Genomic DNA, 13,159 nt, shown 5'->3' with positions numbered 1-13,159 from the left:
TCGTCAAGAACTGCTTTTAAAGCACTGGCATTGCCATGGCTGTCCGGATAATACAGCGATTTTATATTTCATGTGTAAGTCCTCCGATTAGTTCGATTATAAAATAGTTTTCACAACTCTTCTGCGCTATGCTGAATATAATTTCAGGGAGTGGTCATGACAACTTTTGGTTATTTTTCGCCATCAACAGCGATTACAGCTTTATCGCCAATCAGATTTCAGCGAGCAAAAACATATCTTGAAAATAAAGGGATTTCGCTTGTTGCCGGGTCTTTAACTGGAAAATCAGATTTCTACCGGTCGGGATCAATTCAGGCACGGGCAGCGGAAATTAATCAATTGATCCATCGGGATGATGTTGATATCATCATGTCAACCATTGGTGGCAGCAATACGAACTCAATTTTGTCTGATATTGATTTTGATTATCTGCGCAGTCATCCAAAAACTTTTGTCGGATATTCTGATGCAACGTCACTCTTATTGGCAGTCGCCAGTCAAGCACCTAATTGTCGCGTACTTTATGGTCCTGCTTTAGTAGCGTCTTTTGGCGAATGGCCGCCTTATGTCGATGAGACTTGGGAGGCATTTGCTAAAATTGCCTTCGCTAAAAGAGACGAAAGTGTGAGCTTGTCAGCACCCACATTTTGGAGTGACGAGGCTTTGAATTGGAATGAATTTCAAAAACCCAAACAAAGAAGGCCAAATCATTGGTCTTATATTGGATCACCAGTTTTAAAAGGCCGTCTGATCGGCGGTAATTTAAATACGATGTACGGGATTTTGTCTTCAAAATTTTTTCCCAAGATTCAATCGGGAGATATTCTTTTTATCGAAGATGCAGAAAAAGACGCAGCCACCGTCGAAAAGAATTTTGCAATGTTGAAAAACGCCGGTATTTTTGACTTAGTTAGCGGCATTATTCTTGGCAAACATGCTGCTTTTGACGACTGCGGATCTGGCCGACGGCCGATCGATATCCTATTAGAAGTACTAGCAGACCGCTCGCTGCCGATTATTTATGATTATGATTCCTGTCACACAGTACCGATGCTGACCACGCCGCTAATGGCCAACGTCAGCATTGACGCCCTTGCAGGAAAGGTGACTTTCACTGATTTTTAAAATCAGTTTTTTGTAAATACCAGCGGTAAATAGCCAGCGATTTTTCATCTGATAAGTAACGAATTTGAACTTCTTGGTTGCCGTCTCCTTGGCGGATATTCACACATAAGTGCGTTAAATTCCGGCCGGCCATCCAGATGGTTTGCCTGCAGACCAGCGACTGAATATTTTTCCGTTGCAGGATTGTGATTTGTTTGGTCCATAAACGGCCAGTCTGCAGGACCAGACTTTGGTTATCTGCAAGCAGTACCAGAGCTGTGCTCTGGCCTTTATAGATACCGAGCGATACGGCGATTGGCAGCAGTAACAATGATATAAGACCCCATTGATGCCAAAAAAAGATGGAGAGTGCTATCGGAATAAGTGATAAGCAGACAGCATTACGAACGAAATACCAGCTGCAGATCTTTGGCAGATAATCTAATTTAGGAAAACTGTCTGGAATCCAGTTAACGAAATGGTGCAGATGAGATGGCACAACTTTTTCAGAAATCACAGGCGTAATAATGAAATTATTATCATCGCGGTTTTTGCTGCCTGCTTCAGATGCGACAACTGCTTTAATTGTTGCTAAGTGAAGCCATTGGCGCAGGATATTTTGTTCGATCATCACTGCCTGGAGTTTTTTTAGAGACGATCCAAGTGTCTGGCGTTGAAACAAACCGCGAACTGTTGTCAGCTTGTTATTTTTCTTGATCAGGACGAAATGATAGTAACGCTGAAGAATTAATAAATAGGATAAAATGGCGCCAAGCAGCAAAAGACTGGTCACAACGATCAGCCAGTCGTTAAGGCGCAAGTGGTCCAAGGCTGTTTCAAAAGGTTTTAAAAAACGATTCGGCAGAAATTGGTTCAGTTGCGAATACAAGGTCATTAAGGCACCCAGTATCGGAAAAATCGTAAAGGAAGTCAGTGCATATTTTGATAAATCTCGTGTGCTGGTCGCATAGTTATCAGGTATCTGGTTTGCCTGATCGGATTGATTAGCAATAGGAAGATCCGAACCAGTCTTTTCTTTGTTTTGATAAAGCTGATCAATTAAATTGGAAATTTTAATGGAAACAGCCGGTAATTCTGTCTGAGATTCCTTATCCTCATGGCCGGCAGTCTGGATTAACAGTGACTCAATACCAAATGGCCGCAGGAAAAACCACTGTTTATGCTGGGTTGTCTGGATTCGGCCGAAGGGGATGTGATCGTGGCGGCGTATGAAAAGACCTGAATTGATCGTAAGGCCATTTTCATCAAAAGCGAAAGTAAAACAAATATAACGAACGATTCCCCATCCGATAATCAATAATACGATGCCTAAATAGACCCAGGGACTGATGTTGTTTTTCGAGATTACATCCCACACAAGCAGACCCAACAAAATATACAGCTGTTTAATCACCCGTCCAATGAAAATGACAATTGACAGGGGATGAAGGTGCTCAGATTTCATGATCTAAAGCCCCCAATGCGAGTGCCATAATTTGGTCACGAAGTTTCTCAGCTTTAGTATTTTCCAAACCATCAATGGTATGCGTGCTTGAGGCAGTCGCAACAGCCACTTTCTGCATTTTCTGCCATTGCAATAGCGGGCCGGCAGAAAGCGTCACATTTTGAACACGCGAGATTGGGATAGCAATACGTTTGCGAAAAATAAAGCCCGACTGCATTTCCACGGCATCTTCAGTAATACGGTATTGCCAAAAACGATAACGATAGGGAATAGAGATCAGTTCGCTTATCATTCCTATTACAATTGCAGCAGCGATTACGTACACAAACCAGATCGGCCAATGCCAAATGTGTCCAGCTAGGTAGATGGCGGCAAGAATAATAAGAGAAAGGATTAAATTAGCGCAGGCGTGCACGAACCAAGTGATTTGGATTTTCTTTGGAAGCTGCTGTGTTTCGTTCATGCTAGTACCTCTTAAGCGTTTGTTTGTAATAATATTAGCATACAAACGATTATCATTTATGTATGTAAACGATAACAAATAGAATTGGCGTGTTTGGATCGCGAAACAGTTTTCAACAATGATTCCTTATTAGATTGCAATTACGTTAAATATCAATGACTATGTTGCAACAAAGTCTCACTAATTACTGTGGCTTTAGTGATGTAAAAAAAGAGTAATTAATTTAATACCAGCAAAAAGCTCTCGCAAACTGACTCAGTTACATTGAATATATGCCAAATCTTAAAGCAAAACTCACAACAATTATTCTTACATCAGCAGCTGCGCTTTCATTTTCAGTGATTAGTGCCAATGCTGACACGATCTACACAATTAAATCTGGCGATACTTTATCTAAGATTGCCAGGGAATTTAATACAAGCGTTTCGACAATCGCTCAAGCAAATAACATTGCAAACGTTAACTTAATATATACTGGCAACCGCCTTTCTATCGGCGCACCTGCCGCTCCGGCAGCTCCTGCAACGTATCAGGCACCAGCGGCTCCGGCAGCTAAAACGGCTGCACCTGCTCCTCGTTATCAGGCGCCAGCTCAAGAAGCTTATGTACCGGCTGCACCTGTTCGGAGTTATCAGCCTGCAGTGACTGGTTCAAATGCATTGCGCCGTCGTCAGGTAGAATCAGGTAACAATTACAATACCTTTACCGGTAATGGTTACCTTGGTGCCTATCAATTTGCTCGCGGCACATGGGCAGCCGGCGTTGCTGCAGTTGGCGGGTCTGTTTCTGATTTCAGCCCAGCTCATCAAGATGCAGTTGCTAACTGGTATGCTAACAACCGTTACGGCGGCTGGCAGAATGTTCCAACCACTGGCGGCTGGTAATAATAAGTTGCCTAAACGCAGTCAAATGGCTGCGTTTTTATTTTGCTTGTTTTTGTTGTGCAGCAGAAAAGGCCCGAAAAACAGGAGCAGCATCACACCGATGAAACTATACGTATATTGCCGCCAGCTGTTGATCAAATAGCCGAAAATCAAGCTTCCTAAAGGTTGGATACCATCAAAAAATAGAAAAGTCAAACCGAAAATGCGCCCTAAATAAGCGATTTCCGTCTCTTTTTGAATCAGCGTAATTGAGATACTGAAGAATCTCGACTGAATTAAACCAATGATGAAAGCTAAAATGAACCAAACGATAAAACTGTCCGGCAGGAAAATGCCTGCAATCAGAAGAGAAAATCCTTCAAATATAATTTCCCGGTACAATGTTTGACTAGAAACAGCTTGTTTTTGGATGGCTAAAAGACTGCCGCCGATCAATCCGCCAATGGCGCTAACGGCCAAAAAGATACTGTAATTGGCAGCATGGCCGCCAAAAAAATGATTACCGATATAAGGTGCGATCAACAGGCACCCGGCACTGCAGAAATTGAAGATCGCCATAGAAAGAATAAATTGAAACAGATTTTTATTTTTAAAGACATATCTGAATCCGTTGGCAATGTCCTGAACAAAGCTTGTGCTGCTGCGGTCGGTGTTATCCTGCGGCCAAGAATAACGGATCAAAAAATTTAAAAAAGCAGCCACAAGAAAAGAAGCTGCGTTTATCAAAACGAACTCGCTAAAATTAATGCTTTTAATTGACAATAACAAACCGCCAATTAGTGGTGAGATAATATTGGCAAAGTTAAAAACCATGTTTGCCAAGGCATTAAAACGCTGTAATTTGCTGCCGGCCATAATTTCCGGTGCCATTGATTTGGCAGCAGGGTAGTTAATCGTGAAGAGAAAATTCAAAGTAAAGGTGATTAGAATTAACAGCCATGCCTGCGGATTTTCATTATTAATAAGGAAACTTCCAAAAAAACAAATGACAGCAGACAAGAGATCCGTCCACAGGAGAACTTTTTTTCGATTGTGGTGATCAACGAGTTCACCGATAAAAAGGTCACCCAAAAAGAAGCCGACACCGCCGACGGCTTCGATAATACCAAGCAGGCTCGTGGTTCCTGTAGATCGCACGACAAGCCAGTTCTGTCCTAAAATATAGAGCGCCGAACCCAATTGCGAAACGGCGGGGCTCAACATTAAGGGCAGCTGGTGATTTTTATTTTTGGAACTTTGAGACAATATGATTTAATCATGCATGATATAAGCCTTTTAGGCAAGCCTATGCGGTTACAGGTCCTTTTGCATGTTGATATCCGTAATGCCGTAACCACTTTTTCGATAAACGTGCAAAGCACGTGCATTTCGGCCGAAAACGTGTAAGGCGATGTGTTTGAAAGATAATTTTCTGGCTTCTTCATCAGCCAAGACGAGTGCCCGGCTTCCGAATCCTTGATTTTGAAAAGCTTCATCAATTGCAAAGTCGTAAATAAAAATCGTGTCCGGCTGGTCTTTGAGCTTGGCCATCCAAAGAATGCCAATCTTTTGTTTTTGGTAAATGATGCTGTATAGATAATTGTCTGGGCTGTTAATGCCTTGCGGCAGAAGCGAATTAAAGCTTTCTTCAGATTTTTTCATTGCTTCATCAGCCAGCCAGCTGCCTGCTTGGACTTTGTCAGCGGCGTAGTCTTTAATTGCGTGGGAAACAAAATGATCAAATTCTGGACTGTTCATCAATCTCAAAGCTGGTTTTTCTGTCATTTCTTCTGTCATGCGGATATCATAACAAGAAATAGTCCAACAGGTGCAAGAAAAGAATGGTAGACAGAGGGAATCTGAAATAGCTGTCAGTCTTTCTTGCAATGGTTTTTAGGCTATTTTATACTTGAAAATGTAAGCGATTACGGTTACCGAGGACACTGGCTGAGGCCAGAATCAGAAAAGAGGATGCGATGGCAGAGACAAAATGGTGGCAAAAATCGGTTGTTTACCAGGTCTATCCGCGCAGCTATCAGGATAGTAATGGTGACGGTGTTGGTGATTTACCAGGTTTGACGAGCAGGCTGCCTTATATCAAACAATTAGGGGCCGATGTGATTTGGCTGAATCCGATATACGAGTCGCCAGATCAAGATAATGGTTATGATATCAGCGATTATCGCAAAATCCAGCCAGTCTATGGGACGATGGCGGATTTTCAAACATTATTGGATCGGGCTCATGAACTTGGATTGAAAATTTTAATGGATCTGGTCGTGAATCATACTTCTGATCAGCATCGCTGGTTTCAAGAGAGTCGGAAGTCCAAGGATAATCCTTATCGCGACTATTACATTTGGCGGGATCCTAAGAATGGTGGCGAACCAAATAATTGGGGATCTTTTTTCAGCGGATCAGCTTGGTCCTTTGATGCTCAGACGAAGCAGTATTATCTGCATTTATTTGCATCCGGCCAGCCGGATTTGAATTGGGAAAATCCAGCCGTGCGCCAAAGTGTCTGGGAAGTCATGCGTTTTTGGCTGGACAAAGGGATTGACGGTTTTCGCATGGATGTGATTAATCTGATTTCCAAGCCGCAAGGCCTGCCGGATGCGCCTCAGGCAGATGGGGCAGCTTTCGGGTCTGCAGGTGCCTTGGTTGCTAACGGCCTGCGGCTGCAGGAATTTCTGCAGGAAATGAATGATCAGGTTCTCTCGCATTATGACATCATGACTGTCGGCGAAATGCCCGGCGCGACGCCAGCATCGGCAATTAAGTATGCTGGATTGGATGCTAAGAAACTGAATATGGTGTTTCAATTTGAACATGTTGGTTTATCAGCCAATCCTGACCGGCGTTTAGGCAAATGGAATGATCAGCCAGTTAAACTGCTTGATTTAAAGAAGACTCTCTCGCACTGGCAGACGGATTTGGACGGCAAAGGCTGGAACAGTCTTTATTGGAATAATCATGATCAGCCGCGTGCGGTTTCGCGTTTTGCAACAGATGATCCTAAGTATCGCGTCAGGGCTGCTAAAATGCTGGCAACGACTTTGCACATGATGCAGGGCACGCCTTATGTTTACGAAGGCGAAGAATTAGGCATGACTAACGCGCACTTAACGGCATTATCACAGTACGAGGATCTGGAATCTCTTAATGCCTATCATGAATTCGTCGATAAAGAGGGATTGGTCGACGGTAAAACGATGCTGGCTTATTTGGCAAACATGTCGCGTGACAATGCCAGAACACCCATGCAGTGGGACAATTCTGATAATGCCGGCTTTACCAATGGGCATCCTTGGTACGCCTTGAATGCGAATTACCCTGAGATCAATGTGCAATCAGCCTTGACTGATCCGGATTCTGTTTTCTACTACTATCAGAAATTAATTGCTTTAAGACATGACTTTGATGTGATTTCACTAGGCAGTTTTCAGGAATTGGATCCGCATGATGACAAGGCTTTTGCTTATTTCCGTCAGTTACAAGGACAACGGCTGCTTGTGGTCAGCAATTTCACCAAGCAAAATATTCGGCGTGATTACAATCAGCAAGTCGCGAAAAAAATGCTGATTGGCAATTACGCTGATAGTGGTCAGGACTCAGCACTGTTTCGCCCCTACGAAAGTAAAGTTTTCCTATATGAATAAATACGAAAGGCTCCCGTGATTGGGAGCTTTTTTGTGACAAATGTCATGTTGATTGCTGACAAAGGGTACTAGGAACACATTTTAGATAAACTGCAAGCGGCTAACCGGATCGCAGCCATTCAGATTGCTAAAAAACATAACTGGTTGTGACTGCTTCTGCTGGCGATTCTCAACTAATTTTTGCTTTTGTTGATCGATACACACGACTGAAGCATATAATTAAAGCAATTATGGAAAATAAAGGGAATCCTAATAAAAATCTTGGTTTGAAGTGGGTACTTGCTCAGCTGCCTGTTTCACTGCTGATCTTGATTATCATCTTTGCGATTATCGCTTCTTTGGAAGGCGTTATTTCCGGCTATGCGATCGGGCAGATTACAGCAATTGCGACGACACATGTTGCCAGCCCAGCGCTCTTCGTTCTGCGTTTTGTCTTGATTTATTTCGCGGTCTACACGGGCTTATATATTTTCATTCTCCTGCAGAACCGCGCGATTAAATACCTGAATGTGGCGCTGAAACAGGCTTTCATGAAAAACGCTTTTCAGACTGATTATGTTCACCAAGATGCTGACAAGCTGTTAAATCAGGTCACAGCTGACGCCAAACAGATCGAACAGCGCTACTTTAGTAATTTGGTAAATCTGCTCCTTTCCGTCATTGCGATCATTACTTCCTCAGTCTTTGTTATTGCGATCAATCCTATGCTAGGCCTGATTGATGTGATCTTGAGCTTTTCGATTATGATTCCGACTTTATTTGATAATAAGAAACTCGATCAGTATTCGTCTGATTGGTCAATGGCTAATCAGCATTATCTGGGCCAAGTCAAAGAAATATTTGCCGGCATTGATATCATCAAAAATTTTCGGGCCGAAAAGACGATGCTGGCGGCAAACGACGCCAAACTGAATGAGAGTGAAAACCGTTACTTAGCTTTAAACAATCGTCAATTTTTCACGCAGTATTTTTCCTGGCTCATGATTATTATTTCTTTTCTCGGGCCTGTTTTGATCGGCCTGCTTTTCCGCCAATACCAGCTCTTTGGTGTGACAATCAGTGCGATCGTAACTCTGGCCTTGTCTGGCGGCAATGTTGCCACACAAGTCCGCACGGGGATTCAGTATTATGCCGGCATGAAAACGACGCGCGCTTTGCGCCAGAGTGTTATTCCTGATCCTACGCCGGAAGAGAATTCAGCGGCGAACCTGCCCGATAAACCACTTTTGTCGGTTGCTGATGTTTCTTTTTCCTATAAAAACCATCCCATTTTAAAAGATGTTTCCTTATCGCTGCCTTATGGCGGCAAACTGCTTTTGAGCGGTGATTCCGGCAGCGGCAAATCAACTTTTTTGAATCTGCTAACGAACAAATTGGACGTCCAAACCGGCTCAATTACCTTGGGCGGCCAGCAGATTCATGAAAACGACTTTGCTTATATTACCCAGACGAATTGGGTTTTCAATGATACTGTCAAAGAAAATCTTACTTTGGGACAGAATTTTTCCAATGCGGCCTTACTGGCTAGCCTTAAGGAAGTGAATTTGGCTAACGAATTGGGTGATGATCCTTTGAATTATCAGTGTGGGGAAGGCGGCAAGAATCTTTCTGGCGGCCAAAAACAGCGGATTGCGATTGCGCGGGCGCTTCTAAGAAAACGGCCTTTATTACTGTTAGATGAAGTTACAGCCGCTTTGGATGAAAAAAATTCTGAAAAATTGCGCGATCTCATTTATCGTTTGCCACAGACAATTATCGAAATTGCGCATCATTATGATACAGATCAAATTCAGGCTAATCACGTTCAGCATCTGCAATTGTCAGCTGGTAAAATCAGCCCGGCCAACTAGCAAATCAGGCTCTCTGCCTGAAAATGTTTTTCTTGTTATGCTTAAGGAGTGAATTTGCTCGAAAAGCACAAATGGCTGCAGTGGCTCGTGATGCTGGCAGCTTTAGAGATTATCGTCCTCAGCCTGAATTTTTTCTACGTGCCGGCAGGGATTGCAGCCGGTGGTTCGACAGGTATTTCAATTCTGCTGGATGAGGCTTTTCATTTTAACCGGGCCTTGTCGGTTTTAGTGATTAATCTTCTGATGATCGGCTTGGCTTTTATATTTTTGAAACGGCAGGTGATCGCTAAAATTGCATTTGGGTCATTTGCGATTCCTTTGCTTATGTGGCTGACACCGACCGCTAAACTAGTTGACGATCCGTTGCTGGCCATGGTGATTGCGGGCAGTGTTTTTGGCCTTGGTATTGCGCTGCTTTATCACGTCGGTGCCTCTTCAGGCGGGTCGACCGTACCGCCGATGATTCTAAAAAAGTTTTTTAATCTAAATACGTCAGTCGGCCTGTTAATTATTGATGGTTTGATTATTATCTGCAATATTTTTGTCAGCGGATCAAATGCTTTTTTTCTCGCGATTTTTTCTCAAGTGATTACGACGATTGTTATGCGTTATATCGAAAGCGGTTTTGACCATAAAAAAATGTTCTCGATTATGAGCGAGACACATCTATTGGAAATCAAGCAATTAATTGAGCACGAATTTGATCATGGTTTTACGATCCTGCAGGTAGTTGGCGGGAAAAGCAAAGATGATAAAGAAATGTTGATTGTGGTTGTCAAGAATGCTGACTATCGGACTTTTATCCGCGAGGTCAAACGGATCGATCCAAATGCCTTTATTACCAGCAGCAATATCACCGAAGTCCACGGCGGGATTACAGGTATTTATGGTTAAGCGTCCGTTTCAAATAGCTGTATAATACAATCAGTGCGCTAAACTTGCCTTTTAACGCGAAAAATAATAAAATCGTTACGTTGATAAAAAGGAGTTCATATGTCAGGTCATAGTAAATGGCACAACATCCAAGGCCGTAAAAATGCTCAGGATGCTAAACGTGGAAAAATTTTCCAGAAAATAAGTCACGATTTGTATGTTGCAGCCAAGGCTGGCGGTGCTGATCCATCTGCTAATGCTAGTCTGCGTCTTGTCATGGACAAGGCTAAAGCGGCCAATATGCCAAAAGATAACGTCCAGCGTGCTTTAGACAAAGCCACTGGTGCAGGGGATATCAAATTCGAAGAAGCTACTTATGAAGGGTATGCCCCAGGCGGTATTGCAGTCTTGGTAGAGACTTCGACAGATAATATTAATCGTACTGTCTCGACTGTGAGAAATTCATTCAGTCATCACGGCGGCGCGCTTGGAACAACGGGATCTGTCAGCTTTCAATTCGATCGTCGCGGGCACTTTGTGATTGATCGTGAGGAACATCCGGAAATTACGGAAGATCAAGTCATGGAAGATGCCATCGATGCCGGTGCTGAAGATGTTCAGACTTCCGATGAGGCTTTTGAAATTTATTCAGATCCGACTGATTTTGCTGCAGTCGAAGATTCGTTAGTCAAAAAAGGCTACGATTTGGCTGAAGCTGAAATTACGATGATCCCGCAGAATCCAATGGATGTACCGGAAGCAGACCAGGAAAAGTTCGAAAAACTTGTCGATGAATTAGAAGATAATGATGATGTGCTGGCTGTCTATACAACAGCTGATTAAAGACTAAAAAATACTTGCATAAGCAGGTATTTTTTTTGTTCGCCTATGTTCTCTTTTAACAATTTGCTAAAATAGGACTCATGAAGTCAGATATTGAAATAGCTCATGATACCACGGAATTGCCGATCACAGAAATTGCTCAGCAAATTGGTTTATCTGAAAAACAGCTGATCCCTTACGGTCACGACAAAGCGAAAATCGATGCTGCCAGCCTTGCAAATGCACCCCGCCAAGGCAAATTGATCCTCGTTACGTCAATCAACCCGACACCTGCTGGGGAAGGAAAAACCACTGTCACGATTGGCCTTGTTGATGCGATTAATCGTTTAGGAAAATCCGCAATCGGAGCATTGCGTGAACCTTCAATGGGACCTGTTTTTGGTTTAAAGGGTGGTGCAACCGGCGGTGGTTTTGCCCAAGTTATTCCAATGGATGATATTAATTTACACTTTACCGGAGATATTCACGCTGTCTCTGCAGCCCACAATTTGCTGGCGGCAGTTTTGGATAATCATTTGCATCAAGGCAATGCTTTGCAGATTGATCCGGATAATATTTTTTGGCGCCGAGTGTTGGATATGAACGACCGTGCTTTACGCCAAGTCACCTTGGGCAAAGGTAGAATTAACGGCCCTGAGCGAGATTCCGGTTTTGATATTACGGCTAGTTCTGAGATAATGGCGATTTTGACGCTGTCCAAGAATCTTTCTGATTTGAAGAAGCGCCTGGGCCGGATTGTTGTTGCTTTAAATGTTAAAGGAGAACCTGTGACTGTGGCTGATTTGAAAGTTGCTGGTGCACTGACAGCTGTCTTAAAAGACGCGATTAATCCGAATTTAGTCCAGTCTTTGGAACATTCGCCCTTTATCATTCATGGCGGACCATTTGCTAACATTGCTCAAGGAACCAATTCCGTGATTGCCACGGATACGGCTTTGAAACTAGCTGATTACGCTGTGACCGAGGCTGGTTTCGGTTCTGATCTGGGCGGCGAAAAGTTCATGGATGTAAAAGTACCTGTGTTGGGCAAAGAACCCGATGCTGTTGTACTAGTTGCGACGATTAAAGCTTTGAAGTTCCATGCCGGGGTCGCTTTGGCAGACCTTGGGCAAAAAGATGTCGCAGCAGTTAAAAAGGGAATGGCTAATTTGGATCGTCATTTGAATGCAATGACACGTTATGGCAAGCCGGTTGTGGTGGCATTAAATAAATTTGCCAGCGACGACATGGAAGAGATCCGAGCTGTTAAGAATTTTGTCGAGAATGAAAAAGGTTTGAAAATGGAAATTGCCACAAGCTTTGTCGATGGTTTTGAAGGCTCGCTGGAATTAGCCAAAACCGTCATAGCTGCGGCTGATAATCATCATTTCTTTATGCCTTTATATCACGCTGACGACACCATTGAAGACAAGATGACGACGATTATCGAAAAGATTTATGGCGGCAAGAATTATGAATTGTCTGACCGTGCTGTCTCTGATTTAGCTGAATTGAAGGCTAACGGCTGGGACAAATTGCCAGTCGTGATTGCTAAGACACCTAACAGTTTGACTGATGACAGTAAAATTCATGGTGCACCAAGCGGATTTACGATTCATATTCGCCGTTTTATTCCGAAAATTGGTGCAGGATTCGTTGTGGCCATGGCCGGGAAAGTCCTGATGATGCCGGGTCTGGGCAAAGTACCAGCGGCTGAAAAAATCGATGTTGATGAAAATGGCCAAATTACAGGCCTAAGTTAATTAAAAAAGAGCTTGTCTCAAAAAGGCAAGCTCTTTTTTGTACAAAAAACAACCCGATAGGGTTGTTATAAAATCACTTTTGTTTTGCTGCAGCAATCACTTGGCGGCCCTTGTAAAGTCCCTTTGGTGATACACGGTGTGCTACTGTGTATTCGCCAGTCGTCTTATCTAAAACGATATTAGGAATTTCCAAAGCGATGTGGCCGCGGCGGTTGCGCTTATGTGACTTAGAATTTTTATTTGAGATAACAGCCATGAAGTGCTCCTTTACTGAATAACTATCTTAGTTTCCCAAAA

At 43.1% G+C, this 13,159-nt stretch carries 12 protein-coding genes; 7 read left to right on the top strand and 5 right to left on the bottom strand.

Going from position 1 to position 13,159, the window contains the following annotated elements; all coding sequences use genetic code 11:
• The first annotated feature begins 156 nt into the window (after positions 1–156).
• Entirely contained in the window at positions 157–1,125 is a 969-nt protein-coding gene (locus OKIT_RS08275; protein ID WP_007746867.1) for a S66 family peptidase, read from the top strand.
• Here OKIT_RS08275 and OKIT_RS08270 read toward each other — a convergent pair.
• Together OKIT_RS08270 and OKIT_RS08265 are read right to left on the bottom strand one after the other, a co-directional pair.
• Positions 1,112–2,569 carry a PH domain-containing protein gene (locus tag OKIT_RS08270; protein WP_007746865.1) on the bottom strand — a complete coding sequence of 486 codons (1,458 nt, stop codon included), beginning with the start codon at positions 2,567–2,569 and terminating at the stop codon, positions 1,112–1,114. The two genes, OKIT_RS08275 and OKIT_RS08270, sit on opposite strands and share 14 nt — an antisense overlap.
• Complete coding sequence (locus tag OKIT_RS08265; protein ID WP_007746863.1) at positions 2,559–3,032, bottom strand: PH domain-containing protein; 474 nt, start codon at positions 3,030–3,032, stop codon at positions 2,559–2,561. The genes OKIT_RS08270 and OKIT_RS08265 overlap by 11 nt, the downstream gene beginning before the upstream one ends.
• A gap of 272 nt (positions 3,033–3,304) precedes the next feature.
• Here OKIT_RS08265 and OKIT_RS08260 point away from each other — a divergent pair, with 272 nt between their 5' ends.
• The gene (locus OKIT_RS08260; RefSeq protein WP_007746861.1) at positions 3,305–3,916 is read left to right on the top strand and encodes a LysM peptidoglycan-binding domain-containing protein; all 612 of its coding nucleotides are present in this window, start codon (positions 3,305–3,307) and stop codon (positions 3,914–3,916) included.
• 21 nt (positions 3,917–3,937) lie between these two features.
• On the opposite strand, the gene OKIT_RS08255 is transcribed toward OKIT_RS08260, so the two are convergent.
• Positions 3,938–5,161, bottom strand: a complete 1,224-nt coding sequence (locus OKIT_RS08255; RefSeq protein ID WP_007746858.1) for an MFS transporter — start codon at positions 5,159–5,161, stop codon at positions 3,938–3,940.
• Positions 5,162–5,209: 48 nt separating this feature from the next.
• The gene (locus OKIT_RS08250) at positions 5,210–5,692 is read right to left on the bottom strand and encodes a GNAT family N-acetyltransferase (protein WP_007746857.1); all 483 of its coding nucleotides are present in this window, start codon (positions 5,690–5,692) and stop codon (positions 5,210–5,212) included.
• A 179-nt stretch (positions 5,693–5,871) separates the two neighbouring features.
• Here OKIT_RS08250 and OKIT_RS08245 point away from each other — a divergent pair, with 179 nt between their 5' ends.
• From OKIT_RS08245 to OKIT_RS08225, 5 genes are all read left to right on the top strand, one after another.
• A complete protein-coding gene (locus OKIT_RS08245; RefSeq protein ID WP_007746856.1) occupies positions 5,872–7,554 on the top strand; it encodes a glycoside hydrolase family 13 protein in 1,683 nt (560 codons plus the stop codon).
• Positions 7,555–7,784: 230 nt separating this feature from the next.
• Positions 7,785–9,404 carry an ATP-binding cassette domain-containing protein gene (locus tag OKIT_RS08240; RefSeq protein WP_148126033.1) on the top strand — a complete coding sequence of 540 codons (1,620 nt, stop codon included), beginning with the start codon at positions 7,785–7,787 and terminating at the stop codon, positions 9,402–9,404.
• 90 nt (positions 9,405–9,494) lie between these two features.
• A complete protein-coding gene (locus OKIT_RS08235; protein ID WP_050804108.1) occupies positions 9,495–10,298 on the top strand; it encodes a YitT family protein in 804 nt (267 codons plus the stop codon).
• Between the two features lie 99 nt (positions 10,299–10,397).
• On the top strand, positions 10,398–11,120 hold the full coding sequence (locus OKIT_RS08230) for a YebC/PmpR family DNA-binding transcriptional regulator (RefSeq protein ID WP_007746853.1): 723 nt from the start codon (positions 10,398–10,400) through the stop codon (positions 11,118–11,120).
• Positions 11,121–11,200: 80 nt separating this feature from the next.
• On the top strand, positions 11,201–12,862 hold the full coding sequence (locus OKIT_RS08225; protein ID WP_007746852.1) for a formate--tetrahydrofolate ligase: 1,662 nt from the start codon (positions 11,201–11,203) through the stop codon (positions 12,860–12,862).
• A 73-nt stretch (positions 12,863–12,935) separates the two neighbouring features.
• On the opposite strand, the gene rpmF is transcribed toward OKIT_RS08225, so the two are convergent.
• A complete protein-coding gene (gene rpmF, locus OKIT_RS08220; RefSeq protein WP_007746851.1) occupies positions 12,936–13,118 on the bottom strand; it encodes a 50S ribosomal protein L32 in 183 nt (60 codons plus the stop codon).
• Positions 13,119–13,159 lie beyond the last annotated feature (41 nt).

This window comes from Oenococcus kitaharae DSM 17330, from assembly GCF_000241055.1.
GTDB lineage: Bacteria > Bacillota > Bacilli > Lactobacillales > Lactobacillaceae > Oenococcus > Oenococcus kitaharae.
This window is presented reverse-complemented; position numbering and strand designations above follow the sequence as displayed.

Coding starts and splice junctions, on each gene's coding strand:
- OKIT_RS08275 (WP_007746867.1), top strand. CDS start 157: ATGACAACTTTTGGTTATTTTTCGCCATCAACAGCGATTACAGCTTTA.
- OKIT_RS08270 (WP_007746865.1), bottom strand. CDS start 2,569: ATGAAATCTGAGCACCTTCATCCCCTGTCAATTGTCATTTTCATTGGA.
- OKIT_RS08265 (WP_007746863.1), bottom strand. CDS start 3,032: ATGAACGAAACACAGCAGCTTCCAAAGAAAATCCAAATCACTTGGTTC.
- OKIT_RS08260 (WP_007746861.1), top strand. CDS start 3,305: ATGCCAAATCTTAAAGCAAAACTCACAACAATTATTCTTACATCAGCA.
- OKIT_RS08250 (WP_007746857.1), bottom strand. CDS start 5,692: ATGACAGAAGAAATGACAGAAAAACCAGCTTTGAGATTGATGAACAGT.
- OKIT_RS08245 (WP_007746856.1), top strand. CDS start 5,872: ATGGCAGAGACAAAATGGTGGCAAAAATCGGTTGTTTACCAGGTCTAT.
- OKIT_RS08240 (WP_148126033.1), top strand. CDS start 7,785: ATGGAAAATAAAGGGAATCCTAATAAAAATCTTGGTTTGAAGTGGGTA.
- OKIT_RS08235 (WP_050804108.1), top strand. CDS start 9,495: ATGCTGGCAGCTTTAGAGATTATCGTCCTCAGCCTGAATTTTTTCTAC.
- OKIT_RS08230 (WP_007746853.1), top strand. CDS start 10,398: ATGTCAGGTCATAGTAAATGGCACAACATCCAAGGCCGTAAAAATGCT.
- OKIT_RS08225 (WP_007746852.1), top strand. CDS start 11,201: ATGAAGTCAGATATTGAAATAGCTCATGATACCACGGAATTGCCGATC.
- rpmF (WP_007746851.1), bottom strand. CDS start 13,118: ATGGCTGTTATCTCAAATAAAAATTCTAAGTCACATAAGCGCAACCGC.